The organism is Brevundimonas sp. (assembly GCF_030682035.1).
Classification (GTDB): Bacteria; Pseudomonadota; Alphaproteobacteria; order Caulobacterales; family Caulobacteraceae; genus Brevundimonas.
Genome location: NZ_JAUXQZ010000045.1, coordinates 169,464 through 190,862 on the forward strand (window position 1 = coordinate 169,464; position 21,399 = coordinate 190,862).

28 protein-coding genes, 1 tRNA gene and 1 pseudogene are annotated in these 21,399 nt (G+C 66.9%); 11 read left to right on the plus strand and 19 right to left on the minus strand.

The genetic code is table 11. The features are described 5' to 3' along the window. Position 1 precedes the first annotated feature (1 nt). From Q8K49_RS13525 to Q8K49_RS13540, 4 genes are all read right to left on the minus strand, one after another. Positions 2-1,258, minus strand: coding sequence for an efflux RND transporter periplasmic adaptor subunit (locus tag Q8K49_RS13525; RefSeq protein ID WP_305306607.1), 1,257 nt, complete (start codon positions 1,256-1,258; stop codon positions 2-4). Then, entirely contained in the window at positions 1,255-2,568 is a 1,314-nt protein-coding gene (locus tag Q8K49_RS13530) for a TolC family protein (protein WP_305306608.1), read from the minus strand. The genes Q8K49_RS13525 and Q8K49_RS13530 overlap by 4 nt, the downstream gene beginning before the upstream one ends. Before the next feature lie 49 nt (positions 2,569-2,617). Continuing rightward, entirely contained in the window at positions 2,618-3,016 is a 399-nt protein-coding gene (locus Q8K49_RS13535; protein WP_305306609.1) for a hypothetical protein, read from the minus strand. Positions 3,017-3,129: 113 nt separating this feature from the next. Then, positions 3,130-3,288 carry a hypothetical protein gene (locus Q8K49_RS13540; RefSeq protein WP_305306610.1) on the minus strand — a complete coding sequence of 53 codons (159 nt, stop codon included), beginning with the start codon at positions 3,286-3,288 and terminating at the stop codon, positions 3,130-3,132. A 109-nt stretch (positions 3,289-3,397) separates the two neighbouring features. Between Q8K49_RS13540 and Q8K49_RS13545 the strand changes: the two genes are divergently transcribed. Next, positions 3,398-3,856, plus strand: a complete 459-nt coding sequence (locus tag Q8K49_RS13545) for a hypothetical protein (protein ID WP_305306611.1) — start codon at positions 3,398-3,400, stop codon at positions 3,854-3,856. Positions 3,857-4,012: 156 nt separating this feature from the next. Next, a complete protein-coding gene (locus Q8K49_RS13550) occupies positions 4,013-4,264 on the plus strand; it encodes a hypothetical protein (RefSeq protein ID WP_305306612.1) in 252 nt (83 codons plus the stop codon). Here the strand turns inward: Q8K49_RS13550 and Q8K49_RS13555 are convergent. Together Q8K49_RS13555 and Q8K49_RS13560 are read right to left on the minus strand one after the other, a co-directional pair. After that, a pseudogene (locus tag Q8K49_RS13555) lies at positions 4,261-4,680 on the minus strand (transposase); the annotation flags it as partial. The gene Q8K49_RS13550 and the pseudogene Q8K49_RS13555 overlap by 4 nt on opposite strands. A gap of 334 nt (positions 4,681-5,014) precedes the next feature. Continuing rightward, positions 5,015-5,104: transfer RNA gene (locus Q8K49_RS13560), tRNA-Ser, on the minus strand. 146 nt (positions 5,105-5,250) lie between these two features. Here Q8K49_RS13560 and msrA point away from each other — a divergent pair. Beyond that, a complete protein-coding gene (gene msrA, locus Q8K49_RS13565) occupies positions 5,251-5,901 on the plus strand; it encodes a peptide-methionine (S)-S-oxide reductase MsrA (RefSeq protein ID WP_305306613.1) in 651 nt (216 codons plus the stop codon). A 2-nt stretch (positions 5,902-5,903) separates the two neighbouring features. Continuing rightward, a complete protein-coding gene (locus Q8K49_RS13570) occupies positions 5,904-6,248 on the plus strand; it encodes an MmcQ/YjbR family DNA-binding protein (RefSeq protein WP_305306614.1) in 345 nt (114 codons plus the stop codon). On the opposite strand, the gene Q8K49_RS13575 is transcribed toward Q8K49_RS13570, so the two are convergent. The 8 genes from Q8K49_RS13575 to flgF form a co-directional block, all read right to left on the minus strand. Next, positions 6,245-8,050, minus strand: a complete 1,806-nt coding sequence (locus Q8K49_RS13575) for a DUF885 family protein (RefSeq protein WP_305306615.1) — start codon at positions 8,048-8,050, stop codon at positions 6,245-6,247. The genes Q8K49_RS13570 and Q8K49_RS13575 overlap by 4 nt on opposite strands. A 51-nt stretch (positions 8,051-8,101) precedes the next feature. Further along, complete coding sequence (locus Q8K49_RS13580) at positions 8,102-8,611, minus strand: hypothetical protein (RefSeq protein ID WP_305306616.1); 510 nt, start codon at positions 8,609-8,611, stop codon at positions 8,102-8,104. Positions 8,612-8,626: 15 nt separating this feature from the next. Next, positions 8,627-9,055, minus strand: coding sequence for a hypothetical protein (locus Q8K49_RS13585; RefSeq protein ID WP_305306617.1), 429 nt, complete (start codon positions 9,053-9,055; stop codon positions 8,627-8,629). Between the two features lie 38 nt (positions 9,056-9,093). Beyond that, positions 9,094-9,561: a hypothetical protein gene (locus Q8K49_RS13590; protein ID WP_305306618.1), complete on the minus strand. Its 468-nt coding sequence runs from the start codon at positions 9,559-9,561 to the stop codon at positions 9,094-9,096. A gap of 202 nt (positions 9,562-9,763) precedes the next feature. Continuing rightward, on the minus strand, positions 9,764-10,498 hold the full coding sequence (flgH, locus tag Q8K49_RS13595) for a flagellar basal body L-ring protein FlgH (protein ID WP_305306619.1): 735 nt from the start codon (positions 10,496-10,498) through the stop codon (positions 9,764-9,766). 14 nt (positions 10,499-10,512) lie between these two features. Beyond that, a complete protein-coding gene (locus Q8K49_RS13600; RefSeq protein ID WP_305306620.1) occupies positions 10,513-11,124 on the minus strand; it encodes a flagella basal body P-ring formation protein FlgA in 612 nt (203 codons plus the stop codon). Then, positions 11,121-11,909, minus strand: a complete 789-nt coding sequence (flgG, locus tag Q8K49_RS13605; protein WP_305306621.1) for a flagellar basal-body rod protein FlgG — start codon at positions 11,907-11,909, stop codon at positions 11,121-11,123. The genes Q8K49_RS13600 and flgG overlap by 4 nt, the downstream gene beginning before the upstream one ends. Positions 11,910-11,925: 16 nt before the next feature. Next, positions 11,926-12,660 (minus strand): flagellar basal-body rod protein FlgF, encoded by a 735-nt coding sequence (flgF, locus tag Q8K49_RS13610; protein WP_305306622.1) that lies wholly within the window; start codon positions 12,658-12,660, stop codon positions 11,926-11,928. 176 nt (positions 12,661-12,836) lie between these two features. Here flgF and Q8K49_RS13615 point away from each other — a divergent pair, with 176 nt between their 5' ends. The 4 genes from Q8K49_RS13615 to Q8K49_RS13630 all read left to right on the plus strand — a co-directional run bounded on the left by Q8K49_RS13615 (position 12,837) and on the right by Q8K49_RS13630 (position 16,085). After that, a complete protein-coding gene (locus Q8K49_RS13615; protein ID WP_305306623.1) occupies positions 12,837-13,496 on the plus strand; it encodes a flagellar basal body-associated FliL family protein in 660 nt (219 codons plus the stop codon). A gap of 2 nt (positions 13,497-13,498) precedes the next feature. Beyond that, the gene (fliM, locus tag Q8K49_RS13620) at positions 13,499-14,563 is read left to right on the plus strand and encodes a flagellar motor switch protein FliM (protein WP_305306624.1); all 1,065 of its coding nucleotides are present in this window, start codon (positions 13,499-13,501) and stop codon (positions 14,561-14,563) included. Then, positions 14,563-15,105, plus strand: coding sequence for a DUF6468 domain-containing protein (locus tag Q8K49_RS13625; RefSeq protein WP_305306625.1), 543 nt, complete (start codon positions 14,563-14,565; stop codon positions 15,103-15,105). Before fliM ends, Q8K49_RS13625 begins: the two co-directional genes overlap by 1 nt. A 68-nt stretch (positions 15,106-15,173) precedes the next feature. Continuing rightward, positions 15,174-16,085, plus strand: a complete 912-nt coding sequence (locus Q8K49_RS13630; protein WP_305306626.1) for a MotE family protein — start codon at positions 15,174-15,176, stop codon at positions 16,083-16,085. Between the two features lie 96 nt (positions 16,086-16,181). Here Q8K49_RS13630 and Q8K49_RS13635 read toward each other — a convergent pair whose 3' ends face one another. Together Q8K49_RS13635 and folE are read right to left on the minus strand one after the other, a co-directional pair. Continuing rightward, entirely contained in the window at positions 16,182-16,622 is a 441-nt protein-coding gene (locus Q8K49_RS13635) for a biopolymer transporter ExbD (protein WP_305306627.1), read from the minus strand. 162 nt (positions 16,623-16,784) lie between these two features. After that, positions 16,785-17,402 carry a GTP cyclohydrolase I FolE gene (gene folE / locus Q8K49_RS13640; RefSeq protein ID WP_305306628.1) on the minus strand — a complete coding sequence of 206 codons (618 nt, stop codon included), beginning with the start codon at positions 17,400-17,402 and terminating at the stop codon, positions 16,785-16,787. A 115-nt stretch (positions 17,403-17,517) separates the two neighbouring features. Here folE and cysS point away from each other — a divergent pair, with 115 nt between their 5' ends. Further along, positions 17,518-18,927: a cysteine--tRNA ligase gene (cysS, locus tag Q8K49_RS13645; RefSeq protein ID WP_305306629.1), complete on the plus strand. Its 1,410-nt coding sequence runs from the start codon at positions 17,518-17,520 to the stop codon at positions 18,925-18,927. A gap of 6 nt (positions 18,928-18,933) precedes the next feature. Here the strand turns inward: cysS and Q8K49_RS13650 are convergent, their stop codons facing one another. Next, positions 18,934-19,149 (minus strand): hypothetical protein, encoded by a 216-nt coding sequence (locus Q8K49_RS13650; RefSeq protein WP_305306630.1) that lies wholly within the window; start codon positions 19,147-19,149, stop codon positions 18,934-18,936. 10 nt (positions 19,150-19,159) lie between these two features. Further along, on the minus strand, positions 19,160-19,606 hold the full coding sequence (locus Q8K49_RS13655) for a hypothetical protein (RefSeq protein WP_305306631.1): 447 nt from the start codon (positions 19,604-19,606) through the stop codon (positions 19,160-19,162). Positions 19,607-19,820: 214 nt separating this feature from the next. On the opposite strand from Q8K49_RS13655, the gene flbT reads away from it, so the two are divergent. Next, a complete protein-coding gene (gene flbT, locus Q8K49_RS13660) occupies positions 19,821-20,243 on the plus strand; it encodes a flagellar biosynthesis repressor FlbT (protein WP_305306632.1) in 423 nt (140 codons plus the stop codon). Further along, the gene (gene flaF, locus Q8K49_RS13665) at positions 20,203-20,577 is read left to right on the plus strand and encodes a flagellar biosynthesis regulator FlaF (RefSeq protein ID WP_305306633.1); all 375 of its coding nucleotides are present in this window, start codon (positions 20,203-20,205) and stop codon (positions 20,575-20,577) included. Before flbT ends, flaF begins: the two co-directional genes overlap by 41 nt. Before the next feature lie 34 nt (positions 20,578-20,611). Here flaF and Q8K49_RS13670 read toward each other — a convergent pair whose 3' ends face one another. Beyond that, complete coding sequence (locus Q8K49_RS13670; protein ID WP_305306634.1) at positions 20,612-21,295, minus strand: exopolysaccharide biosynthesis protein; 684 nt, start codon at positions 21,293-21,295, stop codon at positions 20,612-20,614. Positions 21,296-21,399 lie beyond the last annotated feature (104 nt).

The window sequence follows — 21,399 nt, forward strand, 5'->3', positions numbered from 1 at the left end:
CCTAGTGGTCATGGCTCGCGCCGGACTTGTCGATGTCCGCGCGAATGAGGAAGGCGCCGTCGACGACGTATTCGGTGCCGGGCTCGAGACCGCCCAGCACCTCCGTCCACTCCGGCGTGCGGCGGCCGAGCTCCAGCATTCTCACCTCATAGGTGTTGCCGACCTTGGCGTAGACGACCTGGAAATCGCGGAAGGGCTGAATGGCCTTGGTCTGGACCGCCAGCGGCACTTCGCCCTGACCGACCTGGACCGTGCCTTGGACCCCCAGGCCCGGCCGCCAGACGCCGCCTTGGTAGGGCAGTTCGACATGGGCGACCAGGGTCTGGCTCATGGGGTCGCTGGACGGCAGCACCGCCTCGATGACGCCGAGCGCGCGATGTTCCCCCGCCAGGCTGGTGATCTCGACCCGCTGGCCGACCCGAACCCTTTCGGCATCGCGTGGATAGAGAGAGAACTCGGCGTGCAACCGGGTCGGATCCCCGATTGTCAGCATTGGCTCACCGTTGCCCGTTATGGCTCCGGGGTTGACGTTCTTGGCCGTGATCATCCCCGAAATCGGGGCCGTGACTGAATAGGTCTGCAGACTTTCGCTGGACTCGACGCGCGCCAGCACCTGACCGCGCGAGACGCGTTGGCCCAGCTGGACATTCATCGCCACCACCCGCCCTGGATATCGCGCGTGGACTTCGCTCTGTCCCTCGGGCGTGATCTCGACACGGCCGCTGAGCGGGAGACTCTCGCCCAGCAAGGCCCCGCCGGCTCTTTGTGTCGTCACCCCGCCGGCCCGGGCGGCGTCGGCGGTGATGACCGTCCGGCCCTCATAGGACGGATAGGTCCAAGTCGAGCGCTTGCCAGCATGGGTCGCCGCCACTGAGACGTCGAACGAGTGCGGTTCCACCACCACCGTGGGGCTCGCGAGATAGTCTGCGGTCGGCGTGAAGGCGAAGCGATCGATCTTTGGCCCCAGTCGCGTGAGAGCGATCGTGGCCTGGACCAGACGCGGATCGAGAGGCTTGTCGTTCAGATAGGGATACAGCCGGTACAGCGGCTCGGGCCCTTCCTCGAAGATGGTGATCTCCAAGGCGAAGTCGCCGTCGCGCAGCAGACGCCCGTTGTGCGGACCGCGTTCGTAGTCGCCGACGGCGGCCTCGCCCTCCGCCTTCTTCGCCTCTCCACCCTGGCCGCAGGCCGAGACGCTGACGGCGAGCGCCAGCAAGGAGGCGGCGATGACGCGCCGCGATGGGGTGTGACGGATCATGAGCGAGCCTCCAGGCCGAGCAGGTCGGCGTGCGCGCCAGTCAGCCGGTCAAGGCGGGCGCGGTCTGTGTGGAACTGTTTGAGAACGGCGACGCGTCGGGCCTTGGTGGCGAGAAGCGCGGTCTGGGCGGAAATGACGTCGTTGTAGGTGAAGCCGCCGCGCGCGAAGCCGTCGCGGACGAGGGCCACGGCGCGTTCGGCCTGGGGCAGCGTTTCATTGGCGATGCGCTGTGCTTCGAACGCCCTGGAGGCCAAAAGGACCTGGAGGCGGGCGATCTCGCGTTCGCGTTCCTGCCGGAGCGCCGCCATGTCGGCCTCGGCGGCGACGCCTTCGAACCTTGCACGGTCGATGGCGCCTTCGTTTCGGTCGTAACGGCCAAGCGGGATAGACCCTCCGACCACCAGGCCGACGTCTTGACCCTCCCAGAAGTGGCGGACGCCGACGCTTATCGTGGCGTCAGGGGTAGCGCGCGCCTGTTCCACTCGGACCCTAGCCAAGGAGACATCGCGCTGCGCGGCAAAGACCGCGAGGTCGATCTCGGCGGCGGGTCCAGCGACTTCGCGGGCGGCGCTGGTGTCTTCAAAGTCGGCCGGATCGAGAGAGAAATCCGACGCGCCGATCCAGAACCGTCCCAAGGTAGCGCGGGCGAGACGGGCCAGAATCCCGGCTTGATCGAAGTCGATCTGGGCCTGCGCCAGTTCGGCCTCGGCCCGAGCGCCGGCGAACAGGGGATCGCGCGCCATATCCACGCGGCGCTGCACCTCGGTTTGGAAACGCTCCGCCAAGGCGAGACGCTCCCGAGCGATTTCGAGTTCGGCCTGGGCGGCCAATGCTTCAGCCCAGGAACGCTGCACCTGCTCAAGGCGGTCCAGTCGGCTGATCGCGGCTTCGGCCTGAACCAGATCGGATTCGCCGCGAGCCAAGGCCACACGCGCCGGCCGATCGCCACCCCGTTCAAACCGCTGCTCATAAGACAGCGTAGTCTCCGTCCGGTCGATAATGTTGCCGCCGCCCAGCGTGGGCAGGTTCTCAACCATCAGGCCCAGCGTCGGATTGGGGCGGACGTCTGCTTGGCGAACCGCGGCGTCACCAGCGCGGGCGCGGGCCGTCACGCCGGGCAAGCCTGGATCTACCTCCACGGCCCGCGCGAGAGCGCCTTCCAGCGACAGAGTGGGTGGGTTCTGGGCGGCGCCAGACGGATCCTGCGCCACGGCAGCCTGAGACGGCAGAGCCGCCAGTGAGAGCGCCAGCGCCGAAACGGCCGCCAGACGCGCCCACGATCCGGCAGAGCCGGCAATCGGGGTATTCAAGGGTATCTCCGGGAAAACGGGTTGCGCGCAGCCGAATGGCCGCGCCGGTTCAGACGACCGGGCGCATCCGCTTTGGAGGGTATTCAGGACCGTCGAGGCCGACATCGTCCAAGGTGCGGCTTCGCTCGAAGCTGTGCTCGGAGACTCCAGCCTGGGTCGGCAGATCGCCCACGGTCAGGGGAGGCGAGGCCGAAGGCTTCTCGACGCTACTATGGTGATGGCCGGTAGGTTGCCCCTCCTTGTCCTGATCGGGCGCTTCAGGAGCCTTTTCGGTCGGGGCGACATGTTTGTGGGCATGTCCGTCATAGTCGTTCTCGACCATCGACACCGGAGGCCAGCCGGATGAATGGCCGACTTCATGCTGCGCCTGAGCGGACGCGTGCAGACCCAACGCCGCCACTAAGGCGACGCAGAGCGTGACACAGATTGTCCGAATCGATGGCGGCAAGGATACTCCTAACGCTTTCGATACCCGGCCATAGAGCGAAGGGCAATGCGGGTGCTGTCAGTCCAACGACAACTTGTCTCCACTAGGCGCAGGTAGGGTAGGGGACGCGACGCCTACCCGGCGAGCGTCTTCCACTCAGCCAGGGCGGCCGAGCGTTGGGCCTTGTATGTCTCTCTGCTGATGAGGTGGCGGTCCTGATTGAAGTGGTTGTGGAAGGCGGCGTGCACGGAGCTGAACTTCTGCAGCGTCTTCATCTGCCGGAACCTCAGCATGGCCCGTTCTCGTCGTCTGAACGGCGGGTGTGAGTTCTCCGGTATTGGGTAGCAAACACACCACATATGATGATGCGTCCTTGGGGATTCCGGGGGTATTTTCGTCGTCATGGAACGCCCGAACATCGTAGCCGGACTGATCGAAAAGCGGCGTCAGCTAGTTGCGCGGCTCAAGTGCGCCAGGGCCGAGACCACGACGCTAACAGTCGGCATCGACGCGCTGGACGTGGTGCTGAAGCTGTTCGCACCCGAGATCAATGGCGCGGACGCCAAGCCGGTGCGCCTGCCAACCTATCACGCCGCCCGCAAGGGCGAGATGCAGCGGGCCGCGCCGGAACTGCTACGCGAGACCGGAGTCCCGGTCACGAGCCGCATGGTGGCGAAGCGTTTCTGTCAGGCGCGTGGTTTCAATCCCGACGACGCCACCTTCACCAACATCCGAAACCGCGCCAGCTATGCCCTCTGCCATATGCGCGACAGGGGGATGGTCTTGGCTGTCGGCCACGACAAGGCGAATGTGTGCTGGGCTCTGGCGAATGATGTCGGGAGCGCCACGGCGCCCCTCTGACGCCGTCACAGGCCCCGTGGTAAAATGCGTGAACCCCCGGTGTTGAAGCACCGGGGGTTCATAGAAACCGCCGGGCGAGGCGGGCCGTGATCACGGCTGGACTCTATCAGAGCCTCCCCGACGATCAAAGGCCGTCGCCTTGGCTAGGAGATCAAGATGACGGACGCGGCTGAGGTTGCTCGCCTGACGAAGGCGGGACTCAAAGCTGGCTTGGCCGAAGGCGGTGCACAAACCCTCGCCGCTGCGCTGGCCAAGGAACTGGCAAAGGAGCGAGAGACCGTGAAAGCCGAATTAGCAGCCATCAGGAACGAGATTGAGAAGTTGGAACTGCGCATGACGATCAAGGTCGGCGTTATCTCGCTCGCCGTGGCCGGCGCGCTGTTCGCGCTCTTGAAGGCGACCTCCTAGGCCGCCCGGCGCTGCCAATAGCCCTTCCACTGGCGGGACACCGGGGCTTCCATCGCCGCGGCGACGATTTGGGCGAACTGGCCGCCGTTCGAGACCCGGCGGTTGTCTTCGCGCCACGCCATTTCCGACGCATATGCCGCGAGATACTTGCCGGCGATGTGGTGGTGAGTGCCGATCTCGGCCCGGCGAAGGCGCGAGAAGAAGGACTCGACCATGTTCGTGCAAGCGCCGTCCGGTGAGTAGGCGCGGTCGGCTTTCTTGTTCTCAGGCTTCACATAGCCGCTGAAATAGGCGCCATCGACCTCGACAACGCCGTCCCGCTTCTCAGCCGACCGCGACAGGGCAATGGCCTCGCGCAGCTTGCCGATGCGGACGGGGTCCTGCAGCAGGCTCCGCCCACCGTTCACGAACGCGGCTGATCCGCCTCGCTTGGCTCGCCCCGGATCTGCAGGCGGCGCTGCTCGAGGGCCGCCAGAAGACCGGTCTTTGCCTGGAGGATCTGCGCGGTGCGCCCATCCCGCTGTGCTGGGACGATCAGCGGCGGTTGCTGGCGGGGTGAAGCGTAGGCGGCGTTCCCTCTTGGCAGGGAAACTCCACCGGATCTTTGGACGACAGAGGCGCAGGGCCGGGGTTCGTAGGGTTTGCGGCCGGGAAACGCCCGCCACACCTGGCGATCGCACCAGTTCGAGCCCCGCTGAAGGGCCAAAGCCGATGCTATTTTTTGTTATTGATAAACAAGGGGTTAGGTGATGGCGGACAGAGAGGGATTCGAACCCTCGGTAGGCTTTCACCTACACACGCTTTCCAAGCGTGCGCGATCGACCACTCCGCCACCTGTCCGTTTCCACGACGTCGCCCAAGGGCCTTCGTGTCGCGTCGGAGGTCGATCCGGCGCGAGGCGAGGCTGATAGAACACCCGGACCCCCTCGGCAAGCGGCGCATGAGGCCCCATATGGAAGAACGACCGTTCGACCGGAGTTCACGCGATGTTGTTCCAGAAAACCCACGAAATGCCGACCGCCGCCGAGGCCCTGCCGGGCCGCGCGACCCCCCTGCACACCGACGAGGTGCATTACGTCAGCGGCCGTCCGCTAAAGGGGCCGCATCCGGAGGGTTTTGAGACGGCCATCCTCGGCATGGGCTGTTTCTGGGGCGTGGAACGGATCTTCTGGCAACTCCCGGGCGTCTGGGTCACCTCGGTTGGCTATGCTGGCGGGATCACGCCCAACCCGACCTATGAAGAGACCTGCACGGGCCGCACCGGCCATGCCGAGGTGGTGCAGGTCGTCTTTAATCCGCACGAGACCAGCTACGGCGACCTGCTTAAGGCCTTCTGGGAGAACCACGACCCGACCCAAGGCATGCGACAGGGCAATGATGTGGGCACGACCTACCGCTCGGCCATCTACTGGCTGAACGACGCGCAGCGGGCGGAGGCGGAGGCCTCACGTGACGCCTACCAGGCGGCCCTGTCGAAGGCCGGCCGGGGGACGATCACGACCGAGATCGCGGCGGCGGGGCCGTATTATTTCGCCGAGGACTATCATCAGGGCTATCTGGCCAAGAATCCCGCCGGCTATTGCGGCATCGGTGGAACGGGCGTGATCTGCCCGATCGGCGTGGGTGTGGAGGCCTGACCATGGATCGCGCGGGGGTGGGCAAGGTCTGTCTGGCGCTGCCGTCGGCGACGCTGGACCATCCGTTCGGCGAGGAACACGACGCCTATCGTGTGGGCGGCAAGATGTTCGCCATGGTCGGCGAGCGGGGCGGCATTTCGTTCAAGGTCTCCGACATCGCCTATGAGGTGCTGACCGAGACCGGCCACGCCCGTCCGGCGCCCTATATGGCGCGCAACAAATGGGTGAACCTGCCGCAGATCGACGACTGGGCCGACGACGAACTGGCCGAGCATCTGGCCATCGCGCACGGCATCGTGGCGGCGAAGCTGACGAAGAAGGCGCGGGCGACGTTGAGGCTGGCCTAGTCGGCGGGCCGCGCCTGCTCTTCCGCGATCCAGCGGTCCATCCGCCCGTCCAGCAACCCCATCGGCAGCGGCCCATCGACGAGCAGGGCGTCGTGGAAGCGGCGGATGTCGAACCGGTCGCCCAGTTCGCGCTCGGCCCGGGTGCGGATCGCACGCAGCCTGATCTCGCCGATCTTGTAGGCCGTAGCCTGGCCGGGCCAGCCGATATAGCGCTGCAGCTCGGTTTGGATATTCAACGGGGCGAGGGCCGAGTTGTCCTGGAAGCAGGCGCGGGCCTGTTCAATGTTCCAGCCGAGCCAATGGATGCCGGTGTCCGAAACCAGCCGGCAGGCGCGCCACATCTCGTAGCTGAGGCGGCCGAAGCGTTCGTAGGGGGTGCGGTAGAAGCCCATCTCCTCGCCGAGGAATTCCGAATACAGGCCCCAGCCCTCGACGAAGGCGGTGACATCGACGCTGCGCCGGAAATAGGGGCCGTCCTCGGCCTCCTGCTGCAACGCGATCTGCAGATGGTGGCCGGGTACGGCCTCATGCAGCGTCAGGGCGGGCAGTTCGTACAGGGGCCGCTGGTTCAGGCTGGAGGTGTTGACCATATAGCCACCGGCGATCCCGTTCTCCATTGAGCCCTGATTGTAGCGGCCGGTGGTGTAGTTGGCCTCGATGGCCAGAGGCACAGGACGCACGCCATAGGGCAGGCGGGGCAGGGTTCCGAACAGGGCCGGCAGGCCGTCGTCGGCCCGCTTGGCCATCTCTGACGCCTTCTCCAGCAGGCCTTCGCGGCTGGTGGCGTAGAACTGCGGATCGGTGCGCAGGAAGTTGAGGAAGGAGGCGAAGTCGCCGGTCCAGCCGGCGGCGCGCATTTCTACGTCCATGCGGGCGCGGATACGGGCGACCTCCTGCAGGCCGATGGCGTGAACCTCGTCGGGCGTCAGGTCCGTCGTGGTGAAGCCCCGGACCAGATAGGCGTACAGCTCGCGCCCGCCGGGCCGGTGGACCAGGCCCAGGGTATCTGGCGCGCGGGGCAGATAGTCCTCGCGCAGGAACCGCGCCCATTCGCGCCGCTGCGGCATGATTCCGTCGGCCACGGCCCGCGCGGCTCTTTCGCGCAATGCCGTCTGCTGGGCGGCCGGGATGGAAGCCGGGAGAGTCTGGAACGGCTTGAGCAGCGGATCGGCGTCTGGCGCCAGCGCCGCCTCAGGCTCGATCAGGGTCAGGGCGTTCTCGACGATGGAACGGGGCTGGACCAGTCCAGTCTCGAGCCCGCGCCGGGCGGCGGCCAACGGGTCGGCGTAGCTTTTGGGCATGGCCTCCAGCCGGGCGATCCAGGCCTCGGCGTCGGCGGCGGTGGCGATTCGGGTGACGCTGGCGATATAGGCCAGACCCTGTCCCGGTCCGCCCTCCGAGTTGAAGGCGTCGATCCGTCCGGTGTCGAGCGGGATGCGGGCCCGCGACCGCTGGAGCACATAGGTCAGGAAGGCGTGGTTGAGCCGGTCATCGTCGCTCAACCCGCCGGGGTCGATCGCGGCCAGCCGGTCGGCGAGCCCCCTGAGCACGGGCTCCTGCGCCACTTCGAAGGCGCGCGAGCCATCGGGCAGGCGCGACAGGGCGGTGCGGTCGCCCTCCATGCCCGCACTGATTGGGTCCGCGGCGCGCAGATACGCCTCATAGTCCGCCAGCACCGAGGCCAGGGCCGGGTTCTCGGCGTTGCGGGCGGCCTCGGCCTGCACCAGCGCGGGACTGGCTACGACGGGGGCCGCGGCGGCGGCGAGCATGGCGATGGCGCCTGCGCCGATGACGAGTTTCATAAGGTCCCTCTCCCGGATCAGGCGGGACTGCACCGGAGCGAAGCCGTCGCGTCAACCGCAGAAGGCGAAGAACCGCTCGATATTCGGGGCGGATTCGGGATGTGGAGCGTAGGCATGTCGTTCGCCGTCCTGCCACAGGGCCAGCCAGCCGACCCGCCGGAAGCGCTGGAACACCGGCGCGTTCGTGGCCGCTTCGGCCGTGAGGAAGACGCCTTCATGCAGTTCGGACGGTTCGGATCGCGCCGCAAACCGTTCCGTCTCGCCACCCGCCTCCACGTGGATCTCGGGCTTGGCGCCCGGACCGCCGACGGCGCTCAGCGCCAGCCGCCCACTGCCCTCGCTGCAATCCAGGCCCATCCGGAGGTCGTCGCTCTCCGCCAGTCCATAGACGAGGCGGGCCTCCTCGCCATCGCGGTGATAGAACCAGTCATGGTTGGCGACGGGCGCCGGCGCGCCGGTTGAGGCGACTGCGGGGCCGGGCTCCACCGGGGTCTCGACCGTGGCGCAGGCGCCTGCGCCCAGCGTCAGGCTGCTCAGGACAATCAGGGCTGGGGCGCGCATCGACGTCTCCCGCAATCAGCCAGAGCACAGTTCGGCGAACCGGCGCAGCTTGGCAAGGTGCGCGGCCGGAACCTCGACCGGCCGGCGCTGATCACCGATGATGATCGCCATACGACCGTCGACGGTGAAGGCGGCGAAGACCGGGTGATCCGTCCGTAGCACCAGTTTGGTGGCCCCGGCCCGCGCCGTCGCCGCTTCGGCCACGGCGGATGCGTCGCCGGCGGTGACCCGCGCCATACCGGCCAGGGGCGCGCCGCCGTACAGGGTCAGTCTAGCGACGCTCGTCCCCGGATGGCATTCCAGGGTGGTGCGCAGACTGGCGGTGTCGGGGACTTCATGCGCCAGGACCACAGGCTCGGCGTCGGCGTACAGGGTCCAGGTCCAGGCGGGTTCGGGCGGCGGATTCTGCGCGGCCAGGGCCGCGGCGACGAACAAGGCAATCATGGCTCAGGCCCCGCAGAATGGTCCGTCCACTGTTGTGGTCAGACGCGCTCCGAACCGCAATAGGCGAAAAAGTCGCCGATCAGGCGGCGTTCGGCCGGGTTGGCGGACAGCTCGAACTGTCCGGCGTCGGCCTCGACCGCCAATTTGCCGCTTCGGGCCAGCTGTCGCAGCGCCGGATCGCGAACCGAAATCCGCGTCTCGGCGGCCAGTTCCCCGCCGAGGGGATCGATCGCGGCTGCCGTGGAGGTCTTGATCAGACGCGGACTGGCCGGCTGGACATCACCATAGACGGTCGCCTGCGTCTGGCCCCGCTCGCAGGTCATCATCAGGGCGACCTGGTCCGAGTTCTCAACACCATAAGCCAGTTTAGCCAACGAGCCTTCGTGGCTGAGATGCCAGCCCATCGGCGCAGCCCCGGTCTGAACATCAAGGTTTGTCGCCTGCGACCGGGCGGCGAAGGCGATCAGCCCGAGGGCGGCGACGGCTGGAATGGCGATCTTGAGCATCAGGGAATCTCGCGTCTGGTGTCGAAACGCTAGAGTCCATTAACGGTTCACGGCCCCGCTTGGACGCATCCGGACCTCGCCTGGGGTGTGATGAATTTATCGCGTGTTCGGCGAAGGGGCCTCGGCAGCCCGGGGCCAGGCCGACGCCCGGCGCCACCGCGTCGGTTCGGCAGGGTCCGGAGGGCCGACGAGCGCGGCCCAACTAGAACGGACTGAAGCGCTCGACCAGCGACTGTGCCGCGGGCGTGGCCTGGACACGGCTGATGTCGCCACGACCGCCGTAGCTGATGCGGGCCTCGGCGATCTGGGTATGGGCGATGGTGTTGGCCGAACTGATGTCCTCGGGCCGGACGATGCCGGCGACGGTCAGTTCGCGCACCTCGCGGTTGGTGCGAACCTCCTGCCGGCCCTGGATGACCAGATTGCCGTTGACCATGACGTCGGTGACGACGGCCGCGATGGTCAGGCTGACCTTCTCGGACCGGTTCACCGAGCCGGATCCGTTCGAATTCGAGGCCCCCGCCAGCCCGACCAGATTGGCGGGGTCGAATCCGCCGGGGAAGGCCTGGCCGAGGCTGTTCTCCAGCCCGAGCAAATTGGTGACGCCGCCAGTGACGTCGTTGGTGCGGCTGCGCGCGGTGGTGTTCTGGGTCTGGGCGCGGTCGTCGATGTCGATGCTGACCGTCACGATGTCGCCGATCCGGCGCGCGCGCTGGTCGCCGAAGAAGGTGCGGGCCCCGGCGCGCCACAGGCTGTTGGCGCTGGCGGCGCGGTCAGCCTGCTGTTGCTCCGGCGAGGGCAGATAGGCCTGGCTGGTCGGCATCAGGGCGGCGGGATAGCCGATCGGGGCCAGCTCCGGTCCGCGCACGGCCTCGATAGCGGTGGAGCAGGCGCCCAACGAGAGAGCTGCGGCGGTGACGATCAGGACGGTACGCATAAAACTGTATCCCTCTATCGGGCGGCGAGCTGTTGGGTGGCGCGGGCGTCTTGCGAGGCCGGACCGGCGAGGGCCGAACCGGGGCCGATGGCTACGGCGTCGATGGTGCGGCCCGATTGCAGGTTGCGAACCGCCAGACGCTGACCGACGGCGGCATTGCCTTCGGCGCGGCCGGTGATGGTCAGGCGCACGCCGCCGACTTCATAAGCGACCTCGACCATGTCGTTGCGGGTGATGACGCGCTCGGCCAGGGCGGCGCGGGCAGGCTGGGGCCGGGCGGCGGCGACCGGTGGGGCTTCGCCCGCAACCGCTGCGAACGTGGGGGCGGTCGCAGACGGCGCGGCGGCGGCGTTGCGCACCACCACCCGGCGCAACCCGGTCGGATTTGCCCAGTCCAGGCCCGACTGACGCGCCAGGCTCTGAAGCTGTCCGGCCTCGAAGACGATGGAGGGTCCCGCCCGGGCGCCGATCACGACGTCTGACGCCGCTCCGGCGCCATCGAACAGGTCGCCGAAGGTCACCCGGCCATCGCTGTCGACGGGGTTGGCCTTCAGCGTCACCGGACCCGCGACCGCCGCGCCCGCGACCAAAAGGGCCGCGACGGCGCCGAGGATCAGGGATTTCACGATTTCACCTGCGCGCTGACCTGCAGCATTTCGTCAGCGGTGCTGATGACCTTGGAATTCATCTCATAGGCACGCTGGGCGATAATCAGGGCGCTGATTTCGGACACCGCATCGACGTTCGAGGCCTCGGTATAGCCATGCAGCAGCTGGCCGAAGCCGACCTCGCCGGGGGTGCCGACATTGGCCGCGCCCGAGGCGGCGGTCTCCATCAGCAGGTTGTCGCCGATGGCTTCCAACCCCGCCTCGTTGAAGAAGCTGGCCAGTTCCAGCTGACCGACGACCGAGGGCTCGGTCGTACCGGCGGTGATGACCTGGACCTGGCCCGATTTCGAGATGGTCACGTCGACCGCGTCCTGCGGGATCGAGATGTTGGGCTGCACCGCATAGCCGTCGTCGGTGACCAGCTGGCCCTCGCCGTTGAGGGCGAAATTCCCGGCCCGGGTGAAGGCGGTCTCGCCGGACGGCAGCAAAACCTGGAAATAGCCGCGTCCGTCGATGGCGATGTCGTAGCGACCGCCGGTCTGGGTGGGGGAGCCCTGGTCGGTGATGCGATAGACGCTGCCGGCCTTGACGCCCGCGCCGATCTGGATGCCGGTTGGAACGACCGTGCCCTGGCTTGACGACTGCGCGCCCATGCGTTCGACGTTCTGGTACAGCAGGTCCTGGAACTCGGCCCGCTGCCGCTTGAACCCGACGGTGTTCATGTTGGCGATGTTGTTCGAGATGACCTCGACGTTCAGCTGTTGGGCGGCCATGCCCGAGGCTGCAGTTCTGAGCGCGCGCATGTCTCAGTCTTCCCTTCTATGCCCGGCCCAGCCGCTCGACGGCGCGGCGTGACAGGTCGTTGGTGTTCTCGATCATCCGGGTCACGCTCTCGTAAGCGCGCTGGATCTCGATCAGATTGGTGATCTCGAGGATCGGGTTGACGTTGGAGCCTTCCAGCATGCCCTGACGTACACGGGCGTCGGTCGCCTCGATGGCGGTGGCGTTGGAGGCGTTGCGGTACAGGCCGTCGCCGCCCTTTTCGAGCGCGGCCAGAGTATCGAAGCGGACGATCGACAAACGGCCCACGGTCGCGCCGTTCTGGCTGATCGTGCCGTCGGCGGCCACGGCGGGTTCGCCCAGCGCGCGGTTGAGGATAATCTCGCCGCCGTCGCCCTGAACGGCCGCGCCGCCCTCGGTCGTCAGCCGGCCTTCGGGGTCCAGGGTGAAGGCGCCGTCGCGGGTATAGGCTTCGCCGGCGCCGTCATTGAGCTTGAAGAAAGCGCCTTCGCCCTCGATGGCGAAGTCCAGATTGCGGCCGGTTTGTTCCAGTGCGCCCTGGCCGTAATCGCGGCCGATGCCGTTATCCAGCACGAAGCTGGCGCTCGGCCGGATAAAGGCGTTGCGGGCCCGCTCGCCGATCTCGGCGCCGACCAGCAACTGTTCGACCTTGAAGCCGCTGGTGTCCACGTTGGCGATGTTGTTGGCCACGATGTCGAGCTCGCGGCGCAGCGTCATCTGGCGTGACAGTCCGACATAGGCGGCATTTTCCACGGGGCGGCTCCTTTCGGCCATCCCCTCGCAACGGTCGTGCCAAGAGGGTTAATCCAGTACGGACGGGACTTTGGCCGAGCTTGCCGCATCGAGCACCCGGCAGGATTTGCCGGTTCTTAGCGGCTCGTTAACCAAAAAACGCTCGTATGGGCCGAGAGATTCCCGGGGCGTGGTCCATGTTCAAATTCGGCAAGAAGAAAGGCGCCAAGGAGGGCGACGACGAGGCCGCCAACCTGCCGGCCGTTTCGGACGCCTCCGACGCTGAGGGCGAGGATGGCGCTGCGCCGAAGAAGAAGAAGCTTCCCCTGTTGTTCATCGTCATCCCGGCCGCCCTGGTGGTCCTGGGCGGCGGCGGGGGCGCGGCCTTCTTCCTGATGCAGCCCAAGCCTGCCTCGGCCGAGGAGGGCGGCCACGGCGCCGAGAAGAAGGGCGGCCATGACAAGAAGGCCGAGAAGAAGGGCGGAAGCCATGGCTCCCCCGCTGACGGGGCCGCTGACGGCTCCCTGGGCGTGATCGCCGAGGGGCCTGACGGCGTCACCTTCTTCACCCTGCCGGACCTGGTCGTGAACATTCAGGCCCCCGACGGCCGACCCACTTTCCTCAAGCTCAAACTGACGCTGGAAACCCGCGACGCTCATGTGGCCGAGCAGTTGCAGGCCGAGATGCCGCGGCTGCAGGACATGTTTCAAGGCTTCCTGCGCGAGCTGCGGCCCGAGGATCTCGCCGGCTCGAGTGGCACCTTTCAGCTTCGCGCCGAAATCCTGCGCCGGGTCAATCTGATCGCGGCGCCCGGCAAGGTCGACGCCGTCCTGATCGAAGAAATGCTGGTGCAGTAAGCATGACCGATGCGGCCTTCGCCGAAAGCGCCGACCCGTTCGCTGAAGCCGATACGGACGACGCGCGTCCGTCCTCCATGTCCGAACGCGTCCTGAACCAGGATGAGATCGACAGCCTGCTGGGCTTCGACATGGGCGAGGGCGATGACGGCGAGCGCTCGGGCATTCGCGCCATCATCAACTCCGCCCTCGTCAGCTACGAGCGGTTGCCGATGCTCGAAATCGTTTTTGACCGTCTCGTGCGGTTGATGACGACCTCGCTGCGCAATTTTACGTCGGACAACGTCGAGGTCAGTCTCGACAACATCTCGTCGATCCGTTTCGGGGACTATCTTAACTCGATCCCGCTGCCGGCCATTCTGGCGGTGTTCCGGGCCGAGGAGCTGGACAACTACGGCCTGCTGACGGTCGATTCCAACCTGATCTATTCGATCGTCGACGTGCTGCTGGGCGGCCGTCGCGGCACCGCGGCCCTTCGCATCGAGGGGCGGCCCTATACCACCATCGAACGGGTGCTGGTGCAGCGAATGGTCGAGGTCGTGCTGGCCGACGCCCGCGCCGCCTTCGAGCCGCTGACGCCGGTGCATTTCAGCCTGGACCGGCTGGAAACCAATCCGCGCTTCGCCGCCATCGCCCGCCCGGCCAACGCCGCGATCCTGGTCAAGCTGCGCATCGACATGGAGGACCGGGGCGGCCGTATCGAACTGCTGTTGCCCTACGCCACGCTCGAACCCATCCGGAAGATGCTGCTGCAGCAGTTCATGGGTGAGAAGTTCGGCCGCGACAACATCTGGGAAGGCCACCTGGCCACCGAGCTCTGGACCACCGAAACCGAGGTGCGCGCGGTGCTGGACGAGCAGCAGCTGCCGCTTTCAAAGGTGCTGGATCTGAAGGTCGGCGACACGCTGATGCTCAACGCCACGCCCGATTCGGATATCTCGGTCCGCTGTGGGCCCATTCCGGTCACGATCGGCAAGATGGGCCGCAAGGGGCAGAACATCGCCGTGCGGATCGAGGCGCCGATAAGCATCGAAGCCGCGACCAGTCTGACAAAGGGAAGACGCTGATGACCGGAATGATCCTCGACGGCGTGCTGATGCTGCTGCTGGTGGCCGCGCTCGGCTACGGCGTGCGGCTGGAGAAGAAGCTGTCCGCCCTTCGCGCCGGCCAGCAGGCCTTCGCCACGGCCGTCACCGAACTCAACGCGGCCGCGGGCCGGGCCGAGGCCGCCCTCGCCAGCCTGCGGGCTTCGGGTCAGGAAACCGACCTGCTGCATGACCGCATCGTCAAGGCGCGGGAAGTGAAGGCCCAGCTGGAAGCCCTGATCGCCCGGGCTCCGGACACCCCGAGGGCGGCTCCCCAGGAGGCGCCGAAGCCCGTGCTGGTCGCTACCCGCGCTCCCGTCGCCGTCACGGCTGAAGACGAGCGCGCCCTGCGCATGGCCGCTCTGGCGGAACGAATCCAGGGCATGGCCCCGGCGACGCGCGCGCCTGCGCCGGTCGCCGCCATCCTCGGCGCCCTGACGGCGGGCCGGACCGCTAACCAGGCTGCGAAGCAAAGCCTCAACCAGAGCCGTTGCAACCTCGACGAAGACCTGTTCGCCGCCTGAGCATCATTCGTGTGGCCCTTTGGCGAACGCGCGGCGTTCGTCGGCTTGAGGGCTTGGAGTAGCCGACCATGAGCAAGATCCCCCGCCTTCTGCCGCTGATCGCCGTCGCCATCGGCGGGGTGGTTCTGGTTCGCGCCGTCGGCGTGGCACCCGGCCTGTTCGAGGGCGCCCGCGCCTGGGCCGAGGAAGCCGTGCCCGCCGGCGCCGCCGCCGTCCCCGCCGCTGTGGCGGTCTGCGCCCTGACGCCGGAACAACTGGCACAGCAGGCGGGCCTGTCGCCGGCGGAGATGCGTATTCTGGATGCGCTGAAGAATCGCCGCATCGAACTGGACGCGCGCGACGTCGATCTCGCCTCGATGCTGCCTCTGCTGGCGACTGCCGAACAGAAGCTGGACGCCAGGGTGGCCGCTCTCGAGGCTGTGAAGGCCGAGGTCCGCGTTCTGCTGGGTCAGGTGAGCGAGCAGGAGAAGGCCGAGACCGATCGCATGGTGGCGGTCTATTCCGCCATGCGTCCGCGCGAGGCGGCCCGCGTCTTCGCCACCCTGGACGACGATGTCCGCCTGCCCGTCGCCGCCGCCATGCGCCCGCGGTCCCTGGCCGCCATCATGGCCCAGATGGATCCCGCCGCGGCCCGTACCCTGACCGAGAAACTGGCCCGGCGGTTCGAGGCGCGCCAGCAACTGGCCGCCCGTGCGGCCGCGGCATCCGCGGCGGCTGCGCCCGCGACGGAGACGGCTGCGGCCGCCGCCGTTCCTGCCACACCGCCGACCGGGGGGGCGTCCGCGCCCGCCGCGGCGGCGAACGTCCCGGCTCCCGCGCCAGTCCGCGCCGCCCGCGCGCCCGCGCGCCGTCCCGCCGCCCGTCCGGCCGCCCGGACGCCGGCCCCCGCACCGCCGGCTCCGGCCGAATCCGAGGGCGAGCGGCCCTATACGGCGCCCGCCGCCGCCACGCCGGCCCCGCCCCGGCAGTCGGTGCAGTAAAGGTCTTTCCCCTGGCCTTCAGCGGTTGAGGGACGCAAACGAAAGAGGCCGCGTCCCCGGGGACGCGGCCTCTGGTCGTTCAGCGCGACGTGGCGCCTATTCGATGTCTTCGTTCAGCAGGCCGACCTTGAAGAAGCCGTTCTCCTGCAGGGTGTTCATGACTTCCATGAACTGGTCGTAGGTCACATCCGGCTGGGCTCGCACGAACACGCGCTCTTCGCGGCAGTCGGTGGCGACGGCCAGGGCGGTGCAGACGTCGGTGGCCAGAGTCTCGATCGTCGTCTGGCGATCGGCCAGGAAGATCGATCCAGTATCCTGGATGGTGATGTACACCGGCTCCTTCGGTTTTTCATTGTCGGCCGGCGGCGTCGCCGGCGGCAGGTCGAGGCGGATCGAAACGGTGGCCATGGGCGCGGCGACCATGAAGATGATCAGCAGGACCAGCATGATATCGACGAACGGCGTGACGTTGATGTCCGCGTTCTGCTCGATCGTCTTGCCGCCCTGGCCGGCAGGTCCGGAAAGTTTGGAGCCCATGTGTCGCTCTCTCCATCGGGCTCGACGCGATCGCGGCGAGCGCAAGCTATGACGTTCGGTTCGTCTCTTGGCGTCCCCGACCCGGCTTGTAAAGCGGGTTCAGGCGGGTTGGGGTTCCATCGCCCCGTGATTGTCCCAAATACGCCTTTCAGGCGAGCCCTATCAGCCCTTCGCAAGCCTGAGGAAGCGATCCTTCAGCACCGCGTCGGTCTTGAAGACGCCAGTGAAGCGGGTGGTGATGGTGGAAACGTGGCGGTGGTGCACGCCTCGGGTTGTCATGCACTGATGCTCGGCGTCGATCATGATGGCGACGCCGGCCGGCTGCAGGTGCGATTCGATGGCGGCGGCGATCTGGTTGGTCAGGACTTCCTGGGTCTGCAGGCGGCGCGAGAAGATCTCGACCACGCGGGCCAGCTTGGAGATGCCGACGACCTTTTCGTTCGGGATGTAGGCGACATAGGCCTTGCCGAGGAACGGGGCCATGTGATGCTCGCAGTGGCTCTCCACTTCGATTTCGCGCAACAGGACCATGTCATCGTAGCCCTGGACGTCCTCGAAGGTGCGGCTCAGCTCCTTTTCGACGTCGGCGTCATAGCCATCGAACCATTCGCCATAGGCGTCGACGACGCGGCGCGGCGTGTCGATCAGGCCGGGTCGGTCGGGATTGTCGCCGGCCCAGGCCAGCAGGGTGCGGACCGCCTTCAGCGCTTCATCGCGGCTGGGGCGTTGGGCCAGGTCGTTGTCGCCGACCAGAACGGGCTTGACGGGAGTGAGGCTCATGAGGCGGTTCTCGGACGCGCGACTTTGTAAGTCACGGGGGACTGTTTATCAGCTTGGCGGCGTATATGGGACCGCCGGTCCGTCCTGCAAGAAAACTGAAAGCCACCGCCTCACTATGCCGCTGACCCTGCACGACACCCTGCACCGCGAAAAGCGCGTGTTCACGCCGCGAAATCCGGATCGGGTGACCCTCTATGTCTGCGGCCCGACGGTCTGGGACTATGCCCATATCGGCAATGCGCGGCCGCCGGTGGTGTTCGACGTGCTGGTGCGTCTGCTGCGCCGTCAGTATGGAGCCGACAAGGTTATCTACGCCCGCAATGTCACCGACGTGGACGACAAGATCAATGCCAAGGCCGCCAAGGAGAGCACGGCGATCGGCGAGGTCACCGCGCGCTACGAAGCCGCCTATCTGGAGGACATGGGCCGGTTGAACGTCTCGCCGCCCGACCTCGCGCCCCACGTCACCGACCACATGGACGCCATCGTGAAACAGATCGGCGCGATCATGGATCACGGCTGCGCCTATGCGGCCGAAGGCCATGTCCTGTTCGATGTCTCGTCCTACGACACCTACGGCCGGCTGTCGGGCCGGAACCTCGACGACATGATTGCTGGGGCCCGGGTCGAGGTGGCGCCCTACAAGAAGAATCCGCACGACTTCGTGCTGTGGAAGCCGTCCAGGGCCGATGAGCCGTCGTGGCCGTCGCCCTGGGGCGAGGGGCGTCCGGGCTGGCATATCGAATGCTCGGCCATGATCGAGGAGACGCTGGGCCTGCCGATCGACATCCACGGCGGTGGCATCGATCTGGTGTTTCCGCACCACGAGAACGAGATCGCCCAGGGTGTCTGCGCCCACGGCCACGCCCATTCGCCCGAGGCGCACGTGGAATACAGCCGCTACTGGATGCACAACGGCTTTCTGACGGTCGATGCGGAGAAGATGTCCAAGTCGATCGGCAACGTGCTGCTGCTGCACGATCTGGTGCAGGCGATCCCGGGCGAGGTGGTCCGCTGGGCCCTGCTGAGCGCCCACTACCGCCAGCCGCTGGACTGGAACCAGTCGCTGCTGGACCAGAGCCGCAAGGCGCTGGACCGGCTGTACGGCGCCCTGCATCGCGCGGCGGGGGTTCAGGCCAATGGCGACGAGCCGTCCGAGGATTTCCTCAAGGCCATCGAGGACGACATCAACACGCCCGGCGCCATGGCGACCCTGTTCGCCCTGTCCAGCGAGATCGAGCGCGCCATGACCGCCGGCGACCACGGCGTCGTGGCCCGCGCCAAGGGCGAGCTGGTCGCGGCCGGGGCGGTTCTGGGCATGCTTCAGGCTGATCCGGCGGACTGGCTGGAAGGCGAGGTGTCGGACGATCTGCGGCTCGAGGTCGAGGGCCTGCTGGAACAGCGCGCCGCCGCCCGCGCGGGCAAGGACTGGCCCGAGGCGGACCGAATCCGCGACCGGCTGAATGCCCTGAACGTCGTCGTCATGGATGGGCCGCAGGGTGCGACCTGGCGGGTGAAAAACTGACGCGGATCAGGTGATCCGTTTGGCCGAGACCGGGTCGCTGGCGGGGAAGGTCTCTTCCAGTCCTTCGTCGAGCAGGGCTTCTTGCCGGTCTTCCGAATCGCGCTCGTTCTCGCGCAGTTGATCCGGCTTGCCGGTCTCGCGCGCGGCTTTTTTGGCATGCGGCGTATCCGGATCGCAGTCGTCGCGCGGGGACGGCGGGGTGTGGTCGGTATGAGCAGTCATGTCGCCCTCCTTAATTCGCGGGATGGTCTTCGTCGCCGTCCGGGCCATAGCCGAGGCCGGCGATGTCGTCGTCCGACAGGGTTTTGGCTTCCCAGTGGGCCGCGCTGGCCTGGGCGCCGCGGGCGTTGCGCATCAGGCCGGAATAGACCAGCTCGACCTCGTCCGGACCGCGTCCTCCGGCGCTTTCGCCGTCGATTTCGGTCAGGCGCTCGCCGTCCACGCCCAGCAGGGCGTCGGCCTCGGCCTCGATGCCCGAGGCGCCCTGCACCTCGTCCAGATCATCCTCGGCGTCCTCGTCGAACGGCTCTTCGTCGGCGTCGCCGGCCATCTGGGTGACGTCCAGCACGAGATCGGCTTCATCCAGCAGGACTTCGCCGTCGCCCTCATCGTCGATGTGGGTCTCGTCATAGACTTCCGACTGCGCCTGGTCGTCCGAATAGCCGTCGATCTCGGGCATGTCGTCGCCTCCTGTTGGGGGATCAACGTCCGGTGCTGGCCCGATGTTCCCGCGGGCGACCGGGATCCAATGGCGTGGTTTTGCCCATCATCATTGTAGGCTCGAGTGAGTGCGGCCAAGGTTGGACAAGGGATGGTTAACCACGGTTGTTTAGGCTGCGTTTGGTCCCGGCTTCCTAACGTCGCCGGGAGCCTGTCAGGAGACGCTCTCTCAAATGCCGCTCAAGCTGTCGCTGAAGCCCGGCGAAAAATTCGTCCTCAACGGCGCCGTCGTCCAGAACGGCGATCGTCGCGGTGTGCTGATCCTGCAGAACAAGGCGTCGGTGCTGCGCGAGAAGGACATTCTCCAGCCCGAGGACGCCAATACTCCGGCCAAGCGCATCTATTTCCCGGTCATGATGATGTACCTGGACGAGGCGGCGGCGGCCAAGGTCTATGACGAGTTCGCCCTGCGCCTCAGCGAGTTCATGGGCGCCTCGCGCAATCCCGAAATTCTGGCCGATTGCGTGGCGGCTTCCCGCCATGTGATGGCGCGCGAATACTACAAGGCGCTGATGGCGGCGCGTAAACTGGTTGAGTATGAGGAAGGTCTGGCCAATGTCGCTGCAGGCGTACAAGACAGCGGCCGCACGGGCTGAGACTCCGCGTGAGATGGAGTATCGGCTGTTCGGGCAGGTCACCCGGGCGTTGATGCACGCCTCGACCCTGGAGTCGTCGGAGATTGCCGCGCGGATCGATGCTCTCGACTGGAATCGCCGGCTGTGGTCGGCCCTGGCCACCGACTGCTCCGATCCCGACAACGCCATGGTTCCGGCCCTGAAGGCCCAGATCATCTCGATCAGCCTGTTCGTCAGCCGTCACTCGTCGGCGATCATGCGCGGCGAGGATGATTTTGAAGCCCTGATCGACATCAACAAGATGGTCATGCAGGGGCTTGCGGGACCGGGGCCGGGCGCCCAGCAGGCCGCCTGAGTCTCTTCGAGCGTGACCGACCGCAGCGCCGGCTTCAGCCGCCCCATAGCCCGCCCAGCCAGGCCCACGCCTGCGGAAGCAGGCCGTTGAGCCAGGCCCAGAACGGCAAGAGGTAGGGGGAAACCCAGGTCCAGGTGAGCCAGATCAGCAGGGCCGCGACGACGATAAGCGCGATCGCGCTCCAGCCGATCACAATCGCCAGCCCGTCCCGCTGTAAAAGTCCGAAGCCGAAGGTCGCGATGATCAGCGCCGGCACCAGATTGCCACCCCAGATCGGCAGGACCAGAACAATCGCCAGCAACACAGTGGCGATGCCGATCAGGACCTCGGACAGTTCGCTGGTCATGATCGACAGGCGGGGCCGGGACAGTCGTTCCATCTTTCTCAGCCGCGGCAGCACCTTCTCCACGCCGTGCCGGTAGGTCTCGCGCTCGATCCAGCGCTCCAGCGCCCAGCGCGGCAGCCACAGCTGGTCCTGGCGGATGGCCAGTTGCAGGCCTATCAGCAACAGCGGGGCGCCGAGGATCGTTGTCGTTCCCGGAATGATGCCGATGGCGACGCTGAGCAGGCCGAAGAACAGCATCAGGGCGCCGAAGCCGCGCTCGCCGAAGGCATTCACCAACTCCCCGAGATAGAGCCTCGGGTCGTCCTTGGCGCCGATGTCCTCGATCACCTGCGAGAAGGGGCGGGCGTCGCTCTGATAGTCGTAGTCGGGCATTGGCGACGGGGCATCCGGACGAGGTGTCTCGATCTAGGCCGGTAGACAGGTGGGCGCCACTTAACAATCGTCAATCCCCGAGCGCCGGTGGGGGAAGGGATCGG